This is a genomic window from Mycobacterium sp. pUA109, assembly GCF_041287095.1.
Classification (GTDB): Bacteria; Actinomycetota; Actinomycetes; order Mycobacteriales; family Mycobacteriaceae; genus Mycobacterium.
Map to the genome: position 1 here is coordinate 104,145 of NZ_JBGGKS010000004.1, position 19,771 is coordinate 123,915.

The following is a 19,771-nucleotide window of genomic DNA, read 5'->3' on the forward strand; positions in this document are numbered from 1 at the left end:
CGCGGGATGCGACGTCGAACCGCCCTGTTGAGCGCCGCCACGGTTGTGGCGGCGCTTGGGCTGTCGGGGTGTTCGTCGCACCCGCCGGCCGCCGAGTCGAGTGCGCCGGAGCCGTCGACGAGCACCGTGCAGCAACCGGCGGCGACACCCGCCGCGGACTTGCCGGCGCCGGAGGCCCTCACCGAGGTGCTGTACCGGCTGGCCGACCCGGGGATACCGGGCACCGACAAACTGAACCTCGTCGCGGGCGCCACTCCCGCCGACGCCGCCACCCTGGACAAGTTCGCCAAGGCGTTACTGGACAACGGGTACACCCCGCCCAGCTTCGACGCGACCGATCTGGCGTGGTCGGACGCGAACCCGGCCGATGTGGTGGCCACCGTCACCGTCAACAAACCCGAACCCGACGGCGGGTTTTCAATTCCGATGGAATTTAAGCCGCATCAGGGCGGCTGGCAGCTGTCCCAGGACACCTATGACATGCTGCTGAACCTCGGCAAAACCCCGACCCCGACCTCGCCGGGCCCGCCCGGCTGACCCGCCTACCGGGATGTGGATCGGTTGGCTGGAGTTCGACCTGCTGCTCGGTGACGTGCATTCGCTCAAGCAGAAACGGTCGGTGGTGCGCCCGGTGGTGGCCGAGCTGCAGCGCAAGTTCGCCGTGTCGGCCGCCGAGACCGGATCCCAGGACCTGCACCGGCGGGCCAGCATCGGGGTGGCGACGGTGTCCGCCGACCGCGCCCACGCCGTGCAGGTGCTCGACGCCGCCGAACGGCTGGTGGCCGCCCGCCCCGAAATCGAGCTGCTGTCCACGCGCCGCGGCCTGCACCGCAGCGACGACTAGGCGGGGCCCTAGCTCCCGAATGTGCGGATGGATACGCATCGCCCGAGAGGACGCGGATGAGAACGCACAGTCGGCGCGCCGGTGCTACCGCTGTTTGCGCCGCCGCGGCGTCGGTGCGACGACCCCGGGCGCCAGCCGACGCACCGACACCAAAAACGCCGTGTGGCCGCGCATGCTGTGCTGCGGGCGCACCGCCAACCCGACGACGTCCCAGCCGCGCTGCAACGTCTCCCAGGACCGCGGCTCGGTCCAGCACCGCTGCTCGCGCAGCGCCTCGACCACCTTCGACAGCTGGGTGACGGTGGCGACGTAGACCACCAGCACGCCGCCGGCGACCAGCACCCGCGCCACCGCGTCGAGCACCTCCCACGGCGCCAACATGTCCAGCACCACCCGGTCGATCGACCCGTCCGCCAGCTCGGTGTCGGCGACGTCGCCGATCAGCAGCCGCCAGTTGTCGGGGACCGCGCCGAAAAAGGTCTCCACATTGCGCCGGGCGTGCTCGGCGTGGTCGTCGCGCACGTCGTAGGAGATGACCTGCCCGCCCGGGCCGACCGCCCGCAGCAGCGAGCAGGTCAGCGCCCCGGAGCCGGCCCCGGCCTCCAGCACCCGGGCACCCGGGAAGATGTCGCCCTCGTGCACGATCTGGGCGGCGTCCTTGGGGTAGATCACCTGGGCGCCGCGCGGCATCGACATCACGTAGTCGACCAGCAGCGGGCGCAGCACCAGAAACGGATCACCGTTGGCGGCGGTGACGACGCTGCCTTCCGGCTGCCCGATCACCGCGTCGTGGGCGATCGCCCCGCGATGGGTGTGAAATTCCGCGCCGGGGGCCAGCAGCATCGTGTAGCGGCGGCCCTTGGCGTCGGTGAGCTGGACGCGGTCTCCCTCGCGGAACGGGCCGGTTGCTGACACAGCCGTCTAGCGTGCCAGCAGACCCGCCGGGATACGTGCGCGGGGTTGTCGGACCGGGCTCGTAGGCTGCCGGGTATGAGCGCGGAGGAGGCAGCCAAACCCACCCGGCCGGCGTTGTCGCCGTCGCGGGCGGCGGACTTCAAGCAGTGCCCGCTGCTGTACCGGTTCCGGGCCATCGATCGGTTGCCCGAGCCGCCGTCGACGGCCCAGCTGCGTGGTTCGGTGGTGCACGCCGCGCTGGAGCAGCTCTACGGCCTGCCCGCCGCCCAGCGCGACCCGGACACCGCCACGGCGCTGGTGACACCGGCCTGGCAGCAGGTGCTCGACGCCGACCCCGACCTGGCCGGGCTGCTGGACCCCGAGCAGCAGACCCAGCTGCTGGCGGAGGCCCGGGCGCTGCTGTCGGGCTACTACCGGCTGGAGGACCCGCGCCGGTTCGACCCGCAAAGCTGCGAGCAGCGTGTCGAGGTGGAGCTGGCCGACGGCACCCTGCTGCGCGGGTTCGTGGACCGCATCGACGTCGCCCCCACCGGGGAGCTGCGGGTGGTGGACTACAAGACCGGCAAGGCGCCGCCGGCCGCCCGGGCGCTGGCCGAGGCCAAGGCGCTGTTCCAGATGAAGTTCTACGCGGTGGCGCTGCTGCGGTCCCGCGGGGTGCTGCCCACCCGGTTGCGGCTGATCTATTTGGCCGACGGCCAACTGCTGGACTACTCCCCCGAGCACGACGAGCTGCTGCGGTTCGAGAAAACCCTCACCGCGATCTGGCGGGCGATCCGATCGGCCGGCGCCTCCGGCGATTTCCGGCCCAGCCCGTCGCGGCTGTGCGACTGGTGCGCCCATCAGGCGCTGTGCCCGGCGTTCGGGGGTACCCCGCCGCCGTATCCGGGTTGGCCCGCCGAGCCGGCCGCGTGAGCCGGTGCTTTTACCGTCGGCGGGCCGCCGACGGTGACGATCAGGTGTTCGACTCCACCGATTTCACCCGCAGCAATTGGGATCCGGCCATTCAGCACGGCTCGCCGCCGCTGGCGCTGCTGACCAAGGCGGTCCACGAGCTGGCCGACGCCGCGGGGCTGCGGATCGGTCGGCTGAGCCTGGACATTTTGGGCGCCATCCCGGTGGCGCCGGTCGCCGTCCGCGCCGAGGTGCTGCGACCCGGCAAGCGCATCGCGTTGCTGGCCGCGCAAATGCGCGGCCTCGATACCGACCGCCCGGTCGCGCGGCTCACGGCGTGGGCGTTGGCCACCAGTGACACCGGCGACGTCGCCGCGGACCGCTACCCCCGGCTGGTTGAGGGCCCCGCCGCGCCGCTGCCGGCGATGTTTTACGGCAAATCCGGTTACTTCGACGCGATCCGTTGGCGCCCGCAGCAGACGGAGCCGGGGTCCGCCGGGGTGTGGTGGGGCAGCCCGGTGGTCGACGTCGTCGGTGCCGAGGCGGACACACCGCTGCTCAAACTTGCCACCGTGGTGGACTCGGCCAACGGGGTCGGTGCGGTGTTGGATATGGACGCATTCACGTTCATGAACACCGACACCGTGGTGCACCTGCATCGGCTTCCGGTCGGCGCCGACTTCGGGGTGCGGGCCCGCGGCTCCATCGGTCCCGACGGCATCGGGGTGACCACCGCCGAACTGTTCGACCGCACCGGGTTCATCGGCACCAGCGCGCAGACGCTGCTGATCCAGCGGCGCGGCTGACCGCGGCCCGCTACAGCGGCGACATCTCTTGCAGCACGGTGGGAATCAACTCGCTGACGGTGGGATGGATGTGCATGGTGCGCGCCAAGGTGGTGTAGGGCGCCTTGGCCGACATCACGTCCAAGATGGCGTGGATGGCCTCGTCGCCGCCGACACCCAGGATCGCCGCGCCCAGGATCTCGTCGGTGTCGGCGTCCACCACGATCTTCATAAATCCTTGTGACTCACCCTTTTCCACCGCCCGGCCGACCCGGCTCATCGGCCGCGTGCCGACCAGTGCGCGACGCCGGGTGGCGCGCACCTGGTCCACCGTCATCCCGGCGCGGCCCAGCGGCGGGTCGATGTAGAGCGCGTAGGTGGTGATCCGGTCGCTGACGCGGCGCGGGTCGTCGTCGAGCAGGTTGGCCGCGACGATCTCGAAGTCGTTGTAGGAGGTGTGGGTGAACGCGCCCCGACCGTTGCAGTCCCCCATCGCCCAGATGTGCGCGATGTTGGTGCGGCACTGGTCGTCGACGGTGATGTAGCCGCGCGAATCGGTCTGCACGCCAGCATTTTCCAGGCCCAGGTCGTCGGTGTTGGGCCGTCGTCCCACCGCCAGCAGCAGGTGACTGCCCGCAATCGGCGCGGCGCCCGCCCGCGGGGTCACCTGGATGCCGTTGGCGCCGTGGGCGACCGAGATCTCGTCGGCGTCGACGACGATCTCGATGCCTTCGGCCTGCAGGATGTCGGTGATGGTGGCCGAGACGTCCTCGTCTTCGCGCCCGGCCAGCCGCCGCCCCTTCTCGACGACGGTCACTCGGGCGCCGAACCGGCGGTACATCTGCGCGAACTCCAGCGCGATGTAGCTGCCGCCGATGATGACGAGATGGTCGGGCACCGTGTCGAGTTCCAGGATCGACACATTGGTGAGGAAGTCGACGTCGGCCAACCCGGGAATGTCGGGCACCACCGCCCGGCCGCCGACGTTGAGGAAGATCCGGTCGGCGGCCAGCACCCGATCGTCGACCCGCAGCGTGTGCGGATCCTGGAACCGGGCGTGTCCGCGCACCACGGTGCAGCCGGCCATGCCGTCCAGCCACTGCTCGACGCCGCGGCGGTCGGCGGTCATGATGTCGTCTTTGCGGGCCTTGACCTTGGCCATGTCCACCCGGATCGGGCCGGTGCCCACCCCGTATTCCGCGCCGCGGCGGGCCAGTTGGGCGGCGTGCGCGCTGGCCACCAGCGTCTTGGTCGGGATGCAGCCGGTGTTGACGCAGGTCCCGCCGATCAGTTTGCGCTCCACCACCGCGACGGTGTGCCCGGCCGCGGTCAGCCGGCCCGCCAGCGGCGGGCCGGCCTGGCCGGCGCCCACCACGATGGCGTCGAAGCGCTGGGTCACACGATGGCCGTCAACGCGGCGATGCCGAAGCCGCCCAGAACCGCAACGGCGTCTTCAAGCAACGCGATCGACAGGTCGTGATCGTCGTTGGCGGCCACCAGGCGAGTCCGGGCCTCGTATCCGCCCAGCGTGCCCAGCGCCGCCCCCACCACGCCCGCACCCAACGCGGTCCAGGTGTAGCCCCAGGCGGTGCCGATCACCGCGCCCGCGAAGCCGCCCGCGATGACGCGGGCGATAAACGCCGCCGCGGTGGTGCGGCTCGGGATGCTGGGCAGCTTGTCGCCGACCAGTTCGACGACCGCCAGCAGGGTGAGCAAGGTGACCGTCACCGGATGGCCCAGCCACGACGCCCACGTCCCGTCCATGTTGATCCACTGCAGCAGGCTGGCCCAGGCCACCGCCGCCGGCGCGGTGAACGTCCGCAGCCCGGCAACCACGCCGATCAACAGGGCGAGCAGCAGCACGATGGCGTGCGTCACATTGACCTCCTCGGACCGCCCGACCACCGGACGCTAACACGGCGCGGTCAGCTACCGCCGGAGATCAAAACCGGCAGAACCGAATGTCGGAGGCCAGGATGGCTTTGGCGCCGACGGCGGCCAACTCGTCCATGATCGCGTTGACGTCGCGGCGCGGCACCAGCGCCCGCACCGCCACCCAGTCCGGGTCGGCCAGCGGCGCGATGGTCGGCGACTCCAGCCCCGGGGTGATCGCGGCGGCCTGGTCCAGCGCCGAGCGCGGGCAGTCGTAGTCCAGCATCAGATACTGCTGGCCGAACACCACGCCCTGCACCCGGGCGGCCAACTGGTCACCGATGGCCGTGGTGTGCGCGTCGCGGCCGTTGCGTTCGGCGCCTTCGATCAGCACCGCCTCCGAATCACACAGTGACTCACCGAAGGCCACCAGGTCGTGCAGTCGCAGGGTGCGGCCGGACCCGACGACGTCGGCGATGGCGTCGGCGACCCCGAGCTGCACCGAGATCTCCACCGCGCCGTCTAGCCGGATCACCGTGGCCTCAATCCCCTTGGCGGCCAAGTCCCGTCGCACCAGGTTCGGGTAGGCGGTGGCGATCCGCTTGCCGGCCAGGTCCGCGGTGGTCCAGTCCCGCCCGGCCGGGGCGGCGTAGCGGAAGCTCGACGACCCGAACCCCAACGCCAACCGTTCGGCCACCGGGGCTTCGGATTCGCGGGCCAGGTCGCGCCCGGTGATGCCGAAATCCAGTTCCCCGGAGCCGACGTAGATGGCGATGTCCTTGGGCCGCAAGAAGAAGAATTCGACCTTGTTGCCGGGGTCGATGACGGTGAGATCCTTGGCGTCGGTGCGCCGCCGATAGCCGGCCTCCGCGAGCATCTCGGCGGCCGATTCGCTCAACGCCCCCTTGTTGGGCACCGCGACCCGCAACATCGACATCACAGCTTCCGGTACACGTCGTGCAGGGTCAGCCCCCGCGCCAGCATCAACACTTGGGTCCAGTACAGCAGTTGGCTGATCTCTTCGGCCAGCGCCGCGTCCGGCTCGTGCTCGGCGGCCAGCCACACCTCGCCGGCCTCTTCGAGGATCTTCTTGCCCACCGCATGCACGCCGGCGTCCAGCGCCGCCACCGTCGCGCTGCCGGCCGGCCGGGTGCGGGCACGCTCACCGAGTTCGGCGAACAGCTCCTCGAAGGTCTTCACGGGCAGCGATTGTTTCATGCGTCGGGCAGCAAAGTCACGGCGGTTTGGCCGCTACCCGTGTTCGGGCATGTCCTCCAACGCCACGCCCTTGGTTTCGCGGACCCAGCGCCACACGAACAGCCACGATCCCATCGCGTTGGCCGTGTAGAAGCCGTACGCGAACGGCAGCGCGTCGCGCAGCGCCGGGAAGCTGGCCGCGATCACCCAGTTGGCCACCCATTGGGCGGCCACCGCCAGACCCAGCGCGGCCGCCCGGATGCGGTTGGGGAACATCTCGCCCAGCAGCACCCACAGGATCGGCCCCCACGACACCGCGAATGCGATCACGAAGACGTTCGCGGCGACCAGCGCGATCGGCCCGGACACCCCGACCAGGTGCGGTTTGCCGTCGAGCACCGGGGCGGTGGCGAAGGTCAGTGTCAGCGTCGCCAACATCGCCGCCATGCCCGCCGACCCGGCCAGCAGCAGCGGCCGCCGGCCCACCCGGTCGATCAGGCCGATGGCGACCACGGTGATCAGCACATTGACCGCCGCGGTGCTGACCGCGATCGCGAACGACGCGCCCTCGTCGAAACCGACCGCCTGCCAGAGCACCTTGGAGTAGAAGAAGATCACGTTGATGCCGACGAACTGCTGAAAGATGGCCAGTCCCAGGCCCACCCACACGATCGGGTACAGGCCGCCGGCGGGTCGCCGCAGGTCACGCCACGACGGCGGGGCTTCGTGGCGCAGCGTCTGGGCAATCCGCTCGACGGTGGCGTCCACGTTGGCCGCCCCGAACAGCCCGGCGATCACCCGGCGCGCCTCCGGAATCCGGTGCACCGCAATCAGATGCCGCGGTGATTCGGGGATGGTGCCGACCAGCACGCCGTACAGCAGCGCCGGCGCCACCTCCCCCAAAAACATCCACCGCCAGGCCGGCAGCCCCAGCCACAGCACCCCGCCGGAGCCGCCGGCCAGCTCGGCCAGCAGCCAGTCCACCACCAGGGCCGCCAGGATGCCGGACACGATGGCCAGCTGCTGCAAGGTGCCGAGTCGGCCGCGGATGTGCGGCGGTGAGATCTCGGCGATGTAGGCGGGGGTGACCACCGACGCCACCCCGATGCCGAGCCCCGCGACCAGGCGACACCCGATCAGCGGCCCGATCCCGGTCGCCAGGCCGGCGCCCAGGGCGCCGACCAGAAACAACGCCGCGGCCAGCATCATCGCCGCCCGCCGGCCGGCGCGGTCGGCGATCCACCCGGTGGTCAGCGCCCCGACCATTCCGCCCAGCAGTGACGCCGCCGCCGCGAAGCCCAGCAGCGCGTTGCCGACCCGGAACGCGTCTTGCACCGCCCCGACCGCGCTGTTGATCAGCGACACGTCGTAGCCGAAGATCAGCCCGCCCAGCGCGGCCACCGCCGCCACCCGCACCGCGGTGCGGGCCGACGGCGGGCCGCTGGTCACGCGGTGCGGTCGCCGATCCCGGTCAACTGGGCGTGAATATTCCGCAGGTCGGCGACGTCGAGGCCGGCCAGCGAGGCCACCCGGTGCCGGCGCGGGCCGTCGGGCACCGCAACCTGGTTGGGCACCACCAGGACCGGGCAGCCGGCGGCGTCGGCGGCCGCCGCGCCGGTCACCGAGTCCTCGATGGCCAGGCAGCACCGCGGTTCGACGGACAGCAGCGCCGCGGCGCGCCGGTACGGGTCCGGTGCCGGCTTGCCCCGGGGCACCTCGTCGCCGCACACCGACGCCGCGAAGTAGTGCCGGCCGATGCTGTCGAGGGCCCGCTCGGCCAGCGCCCGCGGCGTGTTGGTGACCAACGCCATCGGAACCGCCTGCGCGGTAAGCGCGTCGAGCAGCTCGCGGGCCCCGTCGCACCAGGGCAGCCCGGCGGCGAACAACTCCCCGGTGTAGCGGTGTAGCCAGTCCGCGGAGGCCGCCATCGCGGCCGGGTCGGGCTCGAGATCCAAGTCGGTGTAGACGATGCGCATGGTGTTCTCCGCGCAGCCGCCCACCGTCGCGGCCCGCACCTCGGGGGTGAGCACCCCACCCAGCCGGGCGTACAGCGCCTCCATCGAGACGTCCCACAGCGTTTCAGAGTCGACCAGGGTGCCGTCCATATCCCACAGCACCGCCGCGCACTCACCCAACAGAGCTCAGTCCTCCGGGTTGTAGGCGAGGTTGGAGGACAGCCAGCGCTCACCTTCGGCCAGCGTCCAGCCCTTGCGCTGCGCGTAGTCGGCGACCTGGTCCTGGGCCAGCCGGCCGACCACGAAATACTGCGACTGCGGGTGCGAGAAATACCAGCCGCTGACCGCGGCGCCGGGCCACATCGCCATCGAGTCGGTCAGCTCGATGCCGGTCCGCTCATGGACGTCCATCAACTCCCACAGTGTCGCCTTCTCGGTGTGCTCCGGGCAGGCCGGGTAGCCTGGGGCAGGGCGTATTCCCCGGTACTTCTCGGCGATGAGGGCCTCGTTGTCCAACTGCTCGTCGGGCTGGAATCCCCAGAACTCCTTGCGAACCCGCTGGTGCATCCGTTCGGCGAACGCCTCCGCCAGCCGGTCGGCGAGCGACTCCAGCAGGATCGCGCTGTAGTCGTCGAGGGCCGCCTTGAACTCGGTGATCTTTTCTCCGCTGCCGAGCCCCGCGGTGACGGCGAAGGCGCCGATGTAGTCCGCCAGACCCGTTTCTTTGGGGGCGATGTAGTCGCTCAGCGACCGGTTCGGGATGCCGGCCCGGTGCTCGCCCTGCTGGCGCAGGTGATGCAACGTGGTCCGCACCTCGGTGCGGGTGTCGTCGGTGTAGACCTCGATGTCTTCGATGCCCGAGCCGACCGCGTTGGCCGGGAAGAACCCGATCACCGCGTTGGCCGTCAGCCACTTCTCTTCGATCAGGGTGTCGAGCATCTGTTGGGCGTCGTCGTACAGCTTGCGGGCGGCCTCGCCGGTGGCCGGGTTGTTGAGGATGTCGGGGAAGCGGCCCTTCATCTCCCAGGCGTTGAAAAACGGCTGCCAGTCGATGAATTCGCGCAGCTCGGCGAGGTCATAGTCGAGGAACTCGCGTACGCCGAGGCCCGCGGCGGGTGCCGGCGGGGTGTAGCCGTCCCATTCGATCGGCGTCCGGTTGGCGCGGGCCTTCGCCAGCGTCAGCATCGGCCGCTCGTTCTTCTGGGCGTGCCGTTCGCGCAGCGACGCGTAGTCCTTCTCGGTGGCCTCCAGCAGCGGACCCCGCTGCTTGTCGTCGAGCAGCGCGGCGGCGACCGGAACGGAACGCGAGGCATCTTTGACCCAGACCACCGGACCGCTGCGACGCGGCGAGATCTTCACCGCCGTGTGGGCGCGTGAGGTGGTCGCACCACCGATCAGCAGCGGGATCTTCAGGCCTTCGCGTTCCATCGCGACGGCGAAGTTGACCATCTCATCCAGCGACGGGGTGATCAGGCCGGACAGCCCGATGATGTCGGCGTCGTGCTCGGCCGCCGCGGCCAAGATCTTCTCGGCGGGCACCATCACCCCGAGGTCGATCACTTCGAAGTTGTTGCACTGCAGGACGACCCCGACGATGTTCTTGCCGATGTCGTGGACGTCGCCCTTCACGGTCGCCATCACGATCGTGCCGTTGGTGTCCTTGCCGGCGGCTGCGCCCGACTCCTCCTTCTCCGCCTCGATGAACGGCAGCAGGTAGGCGACGGCCTTCTTCATCACCCGGGCCGACTTCACCACCTGGGGCAAAAACATCTTGCCGGCGCCGAACAGGTCACCGACGACGTTCATGCCGTCCATCAGCGGGCCCTCGATCACCTCGATCGGGCGGCCGCCCGCGGCGGCGATGTCGGCCCGCAGTTCCTCGGTGTCGGCGTCGACGTGGGCGTCGATGCCCTTGACCAACGCGTGCGTGATCCGCTCGCGGACCGGCAGGCTGCGCCACTCGGCCTCCGCCTGATCCTCGGACTTCTCCGAGGTGTTGAACCGTTCGGCGATCTCCAGCAGCCGCTCGGCGGCATCGGCGCGACGGTTCAGCACCACGTCCTCGATGCGGTCCCGCAGCTCGGGGTCGATGGAGTCGTAGGGCACCAGCGCACCGGCGTTGACGATGCCCATGTCCAGGCCGGCCTTGATGGCGTGGTACAGGAACACCGCGTGAATCGCCTCGCGGACCGGGTTGTTGCCCCGGAACGAGAACGACACGTTCGAGATCCCGCCGGAGATGTGCACCCCGGGCAGATTCGCCTTGATCCAGGCGCAGGCCTCGATGAAGTCGATCCCGTAGGTGGCGTGCTCCTCGATCCCGGTCGCCAGCGCGAAGCAGTTCGGGTCGAAGATGATGTCCTCGGGCGGGAAGCCGACCTGCTCGGTCAGGATCCGGTAGGCGCGCCCACAGATCTCCTTGCGGCGCTCCAGGTTGTCGGCCTGACCCTGCTCGTCGAAGGCCATCACGACGACCGCGGCGCCGTATTTGCGGCACAGCCGGGCCTCGCGGACGAACTTCTCCTCGCCCTCCTTCATGGAGATCGAGTTGACGATCGGCTTGCCCTGCACGTTCTTCAGGCCGGCCTCGATCACCTCCCATTTGGAGGAGTCGATCATCACCGGGATGCGGCTGATGTCCGGTTCGGCCGCGATCAGTTTGGTGAACCGGTCCATCGCGGCGACGCCGTCGATCATGCCCTCGTCCATGTTGATGTCGATGACCTGCGCACCGACCTCGACCTGCTGCAGCGCCACCGACAGCGCGGTGTCGTAGTCCTCGGCCTTGATCAGGTTGCGGAACCGGGCGGAGCCGGTGATGTTGGTGCGTTCACCGATGTTCACGAACAGCGAGTCGTCGGTGATGTTGAGCGGTTCCAGGCCCGACAGCCGGGTGGCCACCTCGATCGTCGGCAGCTCGCGTGGCGGTTTGCCCTCGACGACCTTGGCGATCTCGGCGATGTGCGGCGGCGCCGTTCCGCAGCACCCCCCGACGATGTTGACCAGGCCGGCGTCGGCGAAGTCGGCGATGTAGCCGGCCTGCCGCTCCGGGGTCTCGTCGTACTCGCCGAAGGCGTTGGGCAGGCCGGCGTTCGGGTAGCAGGAGATGTAGGTGTCCGCGATCCGCGCCATCTCGGCGATGTAGGGCCGCATCTCGGGTGCGCCCAGGGCGCAGTTGAGGCCCACCGCGATCGGCTTGGCGTGCCGGATCGAGTTCCAGAACGCCTCGGTGACCTGACCCGACAACGTGCGCCCGGACGCATCGGTGATGGTGCCGGAGATGATGACCGGCCAGCGGCGTCCGCGGTCCTCGAACAGCGTCTCGACGGCGAACACCGCCGCCTTGGCGTTCAGCGAGTCGAAGATCGTCTCGATGAGGATGATGTCGGCGCCCCCGTCGACCAGGCCGTTGGCGGCTTCGAGGTAGGCGGCGACCAGCTGGTCGTAGGAGACGTTGCGCGCGCCGGGGTCGTTGACGTCCGGCGAAATCGACGCCGTCCGCGTCGTCGGCCCGATGGTGCCGGCGACGTACCGGGGTTTTTCCGGGGTGCCGTACTCGTCGGCCGCGGTGCGGGCCAGGGCGGCGCCGACGTAGTTGAGTTCGTAGGCGAGGTCGCCCATGTCGTAGTCGGAGAGCGAGATCGCGTTCGCGTTGAACGTGTTGGTCTCCAGGATGTCGGCGCCCGCCTCGAGGTACTCGCGGTGGATCCCGTCGATGATCTGCGGCTGCGTCAAGTTGAGCAGGTCGTTGTTGCCCTGCAGCGCGGTCGGCCACTCGGTGAACCGGTCGCCGCGGTAGCCGGCCTCGTCCGGCCGGTCCCGCTGGATCGCCGTGCCCATCGCGCCGTCGATCACGACGATCCGCCGGCGCAGCGCAGCCGTCAGTTCCGCGGTGCAGTCGGGCCGGATGTTGGGCGCGAAAGTATTCGATTCAACGGCGTTCACGCGGGCTCCCTCCGTGGCGGAAGGCGTCCTTAACTCCGTCGAGCGTGGCGGCTACCAGCAGGGCCGGTGAACCGTTGCAACGCCTCTCGACCATGGCAAGTCTACGTGGTCGCCCAGGGTCGGGACGAATGCCCCAACGGACACACCGACTCAGCCGGTGCGGTAGAGCCCGCGATCTTTGCGCACGCCGTACGCTGATTCTGTGACCCGACCGTCCGAAGGCCCCGTGCTGCCCGAACTGCACAACGCCATCGTGGTGGCGGCCTTCGAAGGCTGGAACGATGCCGGCGACGCGGCCAGCGACGCGGTGGAGCACCTGGATTCGATTTGGGAGGCCGATCCGCTGGTCGAGATCGACGACGAGGCCTACTACGACTACCAGGTGAATCGGCCGGTGATCCGGCAGATCGACGGGGTCACCCGGGAACTGGTGTGGCCGTCGATGCGCATCTCCTATTGCCGCCCGCCCGGCGCCGACCGCGACGTGGTGCTGATGCATGGGGTGGAGCCGAATATGCGCTGGCGCACGTTTTGCGCCGAGCTGCTGAACATCATCGAGAAGCTCAACGTCCAGACGGTGGTCATCTTGGGGGCGTTGCTGGCCGACACGCCGCACACCCGGCCGGTGCCGGTGTCCGGGGCGGCCTACTCCCCCGAGTCGGCGCACCATTTCGGGCTGACCGAAACCCGCTACGAGGGCCCCACCGGCATCACCGGGGTGTTTCAGGACGCCTGCGTGGCGGCCGGGATCCCGGCGGTGACGTTCTGGGCGGCGGTGCCGCACTACGTGTCGCAGCCGCCGAACCCCAAGGCCACGGTGGCGCTGCTGCGCCGCGTCGAGGACGTGCTCGACGTCGAGGTGCCGCTGGCCGACCTGCCGGCCCAGGCCGAGGAGTGGGAGCAGGCGGTGTCGGAGATGACCGCCGAGGACGAGGAGGTCGCCGAGTATGTGGCCTCCCTGGAGGAGCGCGGCGACGCCGAGGTCGACATGCATGAGGCGTTGGGCAAGGTCGACGGCGACGCGCTGGCCGCCGAGTTCGAACGCTACCTGCGGCGCCGTCGGCGCTGAGTCTGCGTTTTCGCTTTCGCGGCGCCGACCTACCGCGCGAGCGTGCGCAGAATGCCAGCGGCGACGGCGTGCCACCGTACAACTGCGCACGCTCGTCGGGGTGGGGTGCGGCGCTACTGGTCGATCGCCGCGGTGTGGGCGCTGGTGGAGCGGCCCAGCGCGGCGACTTCGGCGTCCATCCGGGGCAGCAGGTCGGGCACGAACCGGCGCACCGGGGACTCCCCCAGCCGGGTGGACAGGATCGGTTTGAGCCACCGCAGCGCGCCGACCCAGCTGGGGCTGTTGATCCGCCGTTTGCGGCCCTCGATGCCGGCGACGAACGCCCGGGCGCAGTGCTCCACCGAGGTGGTGCGGCTCAGCGGATACGGCAGTTTGGCCAGCATCTCGGTGAACGTGGACAGGTCGGCCTTGGTGTCTTGCACCATCGCCGTGTCGATCCAGGACATGTGCGCGGACCCGACGTCGACGCCGTGGTGGGCGACCTCGAGCCGCAGCGCGTTGGCGAAGTGCTCGACCGCGGCCTTGGACGCGTTGTAGGGCGCCAGGCCGGGCGCGGCGGCGTAGGCGGCCAGCGACGACACGATCAGCACGTAGCCGCGGCGGTCGATCAAGGCCGGCAGCGCGGCCCGCACGGTGTGGAACACGCCGAGCACGTTGACCTCGATCAGCCGTCGAAACGCGGCCGGGTCCACCTGCAGCACCGACCCGTAGCTGGCGATCCCGGCGTTGGCCAGTACCACGTCGATGCCGCCGAAGCGCTGCACGGCCTGCGCGGCGGCGGCCTGCATCGCCGCCAGGTCGCGCACGTCGGCGACCACGGTGAGCACCCGGTCCTCGCCCAGCTCGGCGGCCAGGGCGTCCAGCTGCGCCCGGTCCAGATCGGTCAGCACCAGCCGGGCGCCCTTGGCGTGCAGGCGGCGGGCCACCGCCGCGCCGATGCCACCGGCGCCGCCGGTGATGAAGACCACACGCGAGTCAACAGACGTCATAGCCGCCGAAGGTACCTGGTTTCCGGCGAGCGTGCGCAAACCCGGAAATGGGCGCGGCGTGGCGGCCGGGGACACGCACCCTCGGGGGAAAGGTGCCCCTACAGCGCCACGCCGAGCAGCGCGTCGACGGCGGCGGCCACCTGGGCCGGCGCGGCGGCGTCGTGGCCGCCGTAGTCCAGCGCGTCGGTGGCCCAACCATCCAGGGCGGCAAGCGCTTTGGGGGTGTCCAGGTCGTCGGCCAGGTAGCGGCGCACCCGGGCGATCACGTCGGCGGCGTCCGGCCCGGCGGGCAGCGCGGTGGCGCTGCGCCACCGGTGCAGCCGGCTGGTGGCGGCGTCGAGCACCTCGGCGCTCCAGGACCGGTCGGCGCGGTAATGCCCGGCCAGCAGACCCAGCCGGATCGCGGCCGGTTGCACCCCGTCGGCGCGCAGCGCCGACACCAGCACCAGGTTGCCGCGGCTCTTGGACATCTTGTGGCCGTCCCAGCCGATCATGCCGGCGTGCACATAGTGACGGGCGAAGCGCCGCTCCCCGGTGACCGCTTCGGCGTGCGCGGCGGAAAACTCGTGGTGCGGGAAGACCAGGTCGGTGCCGCCGCCCTGGATGTCCAGGCCGGTGCCGATCCGGCTCAACGCGATCGCCGCGCATTCCACGTGCCAGCCGGGCCGGCCGGGCCCGAACGGCGACGGCCAGCTCGGTTCCCCGGGCCGGGCGGCCCGCCACATCAGCGCGTCGAGCCGGTCGGTTTTGCCGGCGCGGTCCGGGTCGCCGCCGCGTTCGGCGAACAACGCCAGCATGGTGTCGCGGTCATAGCCGGATTCGTAGCCGAACTGCGCGGTGGCGTCGGCGCGGAAGTAGACGTCGGGGTATTGGCCGTCGATGACGTAGGCGGCGCCGGACGCCAGCATTTTCTCGACGAGCTCGACGACTTCCGCGATGGCCTCGGTCGCCGCCACGTAGTCGTGCGGCGGCAACACCCGCAACGCGGCCATGTCCTCGCCGAACAACGCGACCTGATCGGACGCCAGCTCCCGCCAGTCGACCCCGTCGCGGTCGGCCCGCTCGAACAACGGGTCGTCGATGTCGGTGATGTTTTGCACGTAGCGCACGTGGTGCCCGGCGTCCAGCCAGACCCGGTGGATCAGGTCGAACGCCAGGTAGGTGGCGGCGTGCCCCAGGTGGGTGGCGTCATAGGGGGTGATACCGCAGACGTACATGGTGGCGGTGGGTCCCGGTGCGACCGGGCGGATCTGGCGGTCGGCGCTGTCGTACAAGCGCAGCGCCGGACCCTGTCCGGCCAGTTCCGGAACGGGGGCCGCCGACCACGAATGCATACCGTCGAGGGTAAGCGGGCCGAGGATGCGGGCCGTCAACGGCCCGAGCGGGAGGCACGCACTCGAGCTAAACCGTGCCCGTCAGTACAGTGCCTGCCGGATCGCCGCCAGCAGCGGCGCGGCCACCTCGCGGCGGCACATCAGCAGGTCGGGCAGGTACGGGTCGGGCTGGTTGTAGCGCAGCGGCGACCCGTCGAGCCGCGAGGCGTGCAGCCCGGCGGCCAGCACCACCCCGGCCGGGGCGGCCGAGTCCCATTCCCACTGCCCGCCGGCGTGCAGGTAGGCGTCGACGTGACCGGCCACCACCGCCATCGCCTTGGCCCCGGCCGACCCGATCGGCACCGGCTCGATCGCCATGAGGTGCTGCATACGGCGCACGATGGCCGGGGTGCGGGTGGCGCTGACCGCCACCCGCACCGGGTCGGACGCCGCGGCCCGCGCCGCGGGGTCGGTCACCGTGTCGGTGCGGTACACGATGTTGCCGCGGGCCGGCAGCGACACCGCCGCGTCGGTGATCGCGCCGTGGCCGTCGCCGTCGCGCTGCCACAGCGCGATGTGCACGGCCCAGTCCGAGCGTCCTTGGGTGGAGAATTCGCGGGTGCCGTCCAGCGGGTCGACGATCCACACCCGGTCGGCCCGCAGCCGGGCCAAATCGTCGTCGGCTTCCTCGCTGAGCACCGCGTCGTGCGGGCGGGCCTGCTGCAGGCGCTGCAGGATCAACGCGTTGGCGCGGCGGTCGCCAGCGTCGCCGAGCATCCACGGGTAGTCGAACCCCACCTCGTCGCGCACCGCCAGCAGCAGCTTGCCGGCGTCGACGGCCAGCTCGGCGGCCAACGCCGCGTCGGTCAACGTCACGGTTGGCAGTATCCCCGAGGCGGACCGAGGTCGGGTGGCGAGGCCGCGCCGAGATCGACGTTAGCGGGTAAAACCTCGAGTGGCTGTCACGCTAACGTCGATCTCGGCGAGCCAAATAGCAGGCGGGCGGCTAGAACGCCGGCCAGGGAATCGGGCGGCGGCGGTCCGGGCTGGGCATCACCGGGGTGTCCAGCAGCGCCCGGGCCCGCTGCCGCAGCGCCGCGATCTCGACGGCGGTCAGGTGCGGCCGCAACGCCTCGGCCAACGAACCGGCCAGCGCCTCGGCCAGCCCGGCCACCGCCTCCAGGGTGTCGTCGTCGACGGGTTTGCCGGCCCAGCCCCACAGCACGGTGCGCAACTTGTCCTCGACGTGCAGGCACACCCCGTGGTCGACGCCGTACACGCCGCCGTCCACCCCGTGCAGCACATGCCCGCCCTTGCGGTCGGCGTTGTTGACCAGCACGTCGAACACCGCCATCCGCCGCAGCCGGGGGTCGTCGGCGTGGATCAAGGTGACCGGCGCACCGGCGTAGTCGTAGGCCTGCAGCACCGGCAGATACCCGGCCGGCAGCTTGCCGGCCGGCACCAGGTCCACCAGGTCGGGCCCCGGCCGGGCCGCGGACTCGTCGGCGTCCACCGCGTCGCCGGGCTGATCGATCCACAGCTGCAGCATCCCGTCCCCGGCGGGCCCGTCGCGAATGATGGTGTAGGGCACAATGTTCCAGCCCAGCTGCACCGACACCAGGTAGGCGGCCCGTTCCCGGCCGGCCAGCGTGCCGTCCGGGAAGTCCCACAGCGGCTGCTCGCCGGCGACCGGCTTGTACACGCAGTGCACCCGGTGCTCGTCCAGCGTCGCCTCACACAGGAAGGTGGCGTTGCTCGCCGACCGGATGCGCCCGAGGACGGTCAGCTCGCCGCACCGCAACGCCTCCCGCTCACCGGTCACGAGTCGGCGTCGTCGTCCGGCCCGAGGAACGCGCCGCGCCGGTAGCCGTTGGTGCGCACACACAGGTGCCCGTCGGGGTCCAGCGGTTCATCGCACAGCGGGCACGGCGGGCGGCCCGCCGAGATGACGCGGTTGGACCGGGTGGCGAACTGGCGCGCCGACTCCGGGGTGAGGAACACCCGCACCGCGTCCGGGCCCTCCTCGGTGTCGTCGAGCACCACCGAGGCGTCGAATTCGCTGTCGGTGACCGCCAGCAACTCCACCACCACGGTTTGGGCCTCCGAATCCCAGCCCAAGCCCATGGTGCCGACCCGGAATTCGGCGTCGACCGGGGTGATCAGCGGGTTGAGGTCCTCGACCTCGGCGGGCTCCGGCGGGACCGGGGTGCCGAACCGGCGATTGACCTCCAGCAGCAGCGCACCGATCCGCTCGGCGAGCACCGCGACCTGCTGTTTTTCCAGCACCACCGACACCACCCGGGTGTCGTGCACGGCCTGCAGGTAAAAGGTGCGGTTGCCGGGCTGGCCGACGGTCCCGGCGACGAACCGGTCGGGGGTACGGAAGACGTGGATCGCGCGAGCCATGGCATCTCCAAAATACCGGCAGTTGCCGCCGGGTCGTAAATTCTCGGCACCCGCCGTCGGTCAAGGTCAGTCGGTGGACCCGCCCACCACCGCGTCGCCGGTCGGCGGCGGCGCGGTCAGGCCGGCCGCTAACCGCGCGCCGGTGTGGTTGACGTGCACGACGAACGGGCGCAGCTCGGTGTAGCGGATCACGCTGATCGACGCCGGGTCGGCGGTGACCCGCTGGAAGCTGTCCAGGTGGGTGCCCAGCGCGTCGGCGACCACCGCCTTGATCACGTCGCCGTGGGTGCAGGCCAGCCACAGCGCGTCGCCGCCGTGTTGCTCGGTCAGCCGCCGGTCGTGGTCGCGGATCGCGGCCACCGCCCGGGCCTGCACCTGCGCCAGCCCCTCCCCGCCGGGAAACACCGCCGCGCTGGGATGGGCCTGCACGACCTTCCACAACGGCTCGTTGACCAGCTCGGCGATCTTGCGGCCGGTCCAGTCGCCGTAGTCCACCTCGGCGAGGCGGTCGTCGATGACCGGCGCCAGCTCCAGCGCGGCGGCCAGCGGTTCCACCGTGCGCCGGCACCGCAGCAGCGGCGAGCACACCACGGCCGCCAGCGGCAGGCCAGCGAGCCGCTCCACCAGCTCGGCGGCCTGGGTGCGGCCCTTATCGTCGAGGTCGACGCCGTCCGACCGCCCGGCCAGCACCCCCGCGGTGTTGGAGGTGGACCGGCCGTGCCGCACCAACAGGACGGTCATACCGGGCTCACCGCCCCGGTGGCCAGCAGCGCCAGCACCGCCGCGCCGGCCAGCACCCGGTAGCCGACGAACCAGTACATGTTGTGCCGCAGCAAAAACCGCAGGAACCAGGCCACCGCGGCGAACCCGACCACGAACGCGATCAGGGTGGCCACCAGCAGCTGCGGCCCGGTGGCGCTCATCCCCTCGCTGACCGGGTGAAACGCGTCGGGCAGCGAGAACAGCCCGGAGGCGAACACCGCCGGGATGGCCAGCAGGAACCCGAACCGGGCCGCCAGTTCCCGGTCCAGCCCGAGAAACAGCCCGGCGCTGATGGTCGCCCCGGACCGCGACACCCCGGGCACCAGGGCCAGGGTTTGGGCCAGCCCCACCACGATGGCGTCGCGGTAGGTCAACTGCTCGACGTGGCGGGTTTGCCGGCCCAGGTATTCGGCGGCGGCGATCACCGCGGCGAACACCACCAGCGCGGTGGCCACCACCCACAGATTGCGCACCCCGGACCGGATCTGGTCTTTGCACAGCAGACCCAGCACGCAGATCGGGATGGTGCCGATGATGACGTACCAGCCCAGCCGGTAGTCGGCGTCGCGGTGCGCCTTGACCGCCAGACCGTTGAACCAGGCCTTGACGATGCGGACGATGTCGCGGGCGAAGTACACCAGCACGGCGACCTCGGTGCCCAGCTGGGTGACCGCGGTGAACGAGGCGCCGGCGTCGTCGTGAAACCACAGCCGCGACACCAACGCCAGATGCCCCGACGAGGACACCGGCAGGAATTCGGTCAACCCCTGCACCACCGCTAACACCACAACCTGTAACCAAGACATCGGGGGGGCGGCTGACACGACG

The 19,771-nt window shown here is 70.7% G+C and carries 20 protein-coding genes; 5 read left to right on the forward strand and 15 right to left on the reverse strand.

Features of this window, described 5'->3' with window-relative positions; translation table 11 throughout:
• Positions 1 to 6: 6 nt before the first annotated feature.
• Together ACAG26_RS06110 and ACAG26_RS06115 are read left to right on the forward strand one after the other, a co-directional pair.
• Entirely contained in the window at positions 7 to 537 is a 531-nt protein-coding gene (locus ACAG26_RS06110) for a hypothetical protein (RefSeq protein ID WP_370480478.1), read from the forward strand.
• A gap of 13 nt (positions 538 to 550) precedes the next feature.
• Entirely contained in the window at positions 551 to 844 is a 294-nt protein-coding gene (locus ACAG26_RS06115; protein ID WP_370480479.1) for a DUF503 domain-containing protein, read from the forward strand.
• Positions 845 to 928: 84 nt separating this feature from the next.
• Here ACAG26_RS06115 and trmI read toward each other — a convergent pair whose 3' ends face one another.
• Entirely contained in the window at positions 929 to 1,759 is an 831-nt protein-coding gene (trmI, locus tag ACAG26_RS06120) for a tRNA (adenine(58)-N(1))-methyltransferase TrmI (RefSeq protein ID WP_370480480.1), read from the reverse strand.
• A gap of 75 nt (positions 1,760 to 1,834) precedes the next feature.
• On the opposite strand from trmI, the gene ACAG26_RS06125 reads away from it, so the two are divergent.
• The gene (locus ACAG26_RS06125; protein WP_370480481.1) at positions 1,835 to 2,671 is read left to right on the forward strand and encodes a RecB family exonuclease; all 837 of its coding nucleotides are present in this window, start codon (positions 1,835 to 1,837) and stop codon (positions 2,669 to 2,671) included.
• Positions 2,668 to 3,456 carry a thioesterase family protein gene (locus ACAG26_RS06130; protein WP_370480482.1) on the forward strand — a complete coding sequence of 263 codons (789 nt, stop codon included), beginning with the start codon at positions 2,668 to 2,670 and terminating at the stop codon, positions 3,454 to 3,456. Before ACAG26_RS06125 ends, ACAG26_RS06130 begins: the two co-directional genes overlap by 4 nt.
• Positions 3,457 to 3,466: 10 nt before the next feature.
• On the opposite strand, the gene ACAG26_RS06135 is transcribed toward ACAG26_RS06130, so the two are convergent.
• The 7 genes from ACAG26_RS06135 to metH form a co-directional block, all read right to left on the reverse strand.
• Positions 3,467 to 4,834: an FAD-containing oxidoreductase gene (locus ACAG26_RS06135; protein WP_370480483.1), complete on the reverse strand. Its 1,368-nt coding sequence runs from the start codon at positions 4,832 to 4,834 to the stop codon at positions 3,467 to 3,469.
• Entirely contained in the window at positions 4,831 to 5,313 is a 483-nt protein-coding gene (locus ACAG26_RS06140; protein ID WP_370480484.1) for a DUF4126 family protein, read from the reverse strand. The genes ACAG26_RS06135 and ACAG26_RS06140 overlap by 4 nt, the downstream gene beginning before the upstream one ends.
• A gap of 64 nt (positions 5,314 to 5,377) precedes the next feature.
• Positions 5,378 to 6,238 carry an ATP phosphoribosyltransferase gene (hisG, locus tag ACAG26_RS06145; RefSeq protein ID WP_370480723.1) on the reverse strand — a complete coding sequence of 287 codons (861 nt, stop codon included), beginning with the start codon at positions 6,236 to 6,238 and terminating at the stop codon, positions 5,378 to 5,380.
• Positions 6,239 to 6,243: 5 nt separating this feature from the next.
• Positions 6,244 to 6,525 carry a phosphoribosyl-ATP diphosphatase gene (locus ACAG26_RS06150; protein ID WP_370480485.1) on the reverse strand — a complete coding sequence of 94 codons (282 nt, stop codon included), beginning with the start codon at positions 6,523 to 6,525 and terminating at the stop codon, positions 6,244 to 6,246.
• A gap of 33 nt (positions 6,526 to 6,558) precedes the next feature.
• Positions 6,559 to 7,953: a sugar porter family MFS transporter gene (locus tag ACAG26_RS06155; RefSeq protein ID WP_370480486.1), complete on the reverse strand. Its 1,395-nt coding sequence runs from the start codon at positions 7,951 to 7,953 to the stop codon at positions 6,559 to 6,561.
• Positions 7,950 to 8,639, reverse strand: a complete 690-nt coding sequence (locus ACAG26_RS06160) for an HAD family hydrolase (RefSeq protein ID WP_370480487.1) — start codon at positions 8,637 to 8,639, stop codon at positions 7,950 to 7,952. The genes ACAG26_RS06155 and ACAG26_RS06160 overlap by 4 nt, the downstream gene beginning before the upstream one ends.
• A 6-nt stretch (positions 8,640 to 8,645) precedes the next feature.
• Positions 8,646 to 12,404 carry a methionine synthase gene (gene metH, locus ACAG26_RS06165; protein ID WP_370480488.1) on the reverse strand — a complete coding sequence of 1,253 codons (3,759 nt, stop codon included), beginning with the start codon at positions 12,402 to 12,404 and terminating at the stop codon, positions 8,646 to 8,648.
• A gap of 202 nt (positions 12,405 to 12,606) precedes the next feature.
• On the opposite strand from metH, the gene ACAG26_RS06170 reads away from it, so the two are divergent.
• Entirely contained in the window at positions 12,607 to 13,473 is an 867-nt protein-coding gene (locus ACAG26_RS06170; RefSeq protein ID WP_370480489.1) for a PAC2 family protein, read from the forward strand.
• A 113-nt stretch (positions 13,474 to 13,586) separates the two neighbouring features.
• Here the strand turns inward: ACAG26_RS06170 and ACAG26_RS06175 are convergent, their stop codons facing one another.
• From ACAG26_RS06175 to ACAG26_RS06205, 7 genes are all read right to left on the reverse strand, one after another.
• Entirely contained in the window at positions 13,587 to 14,462 is an 876-nt protein-coding gene (locus tag ACAG26_RS06175; RefSeq protein ID WP_370480490.1) for an SDR family oxidoreductase, read from the reverse strand.
• Between the two features lie 98 nt (positions 14,463 to 14,560).
• On the reverse strand, positions 14,561 to 15,796 hold the full coding sequence (mshC, locus tag ACAG26_RS06180; protein ID WP_370480491.1) for a cysteine--1-D-myo-inosityl 2-amino-2-deoxy-alpha-D-glucopyranoside ligase: 1,236 nt from the start codon (positions 15,794 to 15,796) through the stop codon (positions 14,561 to 14,563).
• 81 nt (positions 15,797 to 15,877) lie between these two features.
• Positions 15,878 to 16,651: a 3'(2'),5'-bisphosphate nucleotidase CysQ gene (locus ACAG26_RS06185; protein WP_370480492.1), complete on the reverse strand. Its 774-nt coding sequence runs from the start codon at positions 16,649 to 16,651 to the stop codon at positions 15,878 to 15,880.
• A 130-nt stretch (positions 16,652 to 16,781) separates the two neighbouring features.
• A complete protein-coding gene (locus ACAG26_RS06190; RefSeq protein ID WP_370480493.1) occupies positions 16,782 to 17,597 on the reverse strand; it encodes an SCO1664 family protein in 816 nt (271 codons plus the stop codon).
• Positions 17,594 to 18,181 (reverse strand): DUF3090 domain-containing protein, encoded by a 588-nt coding sequence (locus tag ACAG26_RS06195; protein WP_071028987.1) that lies wholly within the window; start codon positions 18,179 to 18,181, stop codon positions 17,594 to 17,596. The genes ACAG26_RS06190 and ACAG26_RS06195 overlap by 4 nt, the downstream gene beginning before the upstream one ends.
• 66 nt (positions 18,182 to 18,247) lie before the next feature.
• Positions 18,248 to 18,922 (reverse strand): histidine phosphatase family protein, encoded by a 675-nt coding sequence (locus tag ACAG26_RS06200; RefSeq protein ID WP_370480494.1) that lies wholly within the window; start codon positions 18,920 to 18,922, stop codon positions 18,248 to 18,250.
• Entirely contained in the window at positions 18,919 to 19,749 is an 831-nt protein-coding gene (locus ACAG26_RS06205) for an undecaprenyl-diphosphate phosphatase (protein ID WP_370480724.1), read from the reverse strand. The genes ACAG26_RS06200 and ACAG26_RS06205 overlap by 4 nt, the downstream gene beginning before the upstream one ends.
• Positions 19,750 to 19,771 lie beyond the last annotated feature (22 nt).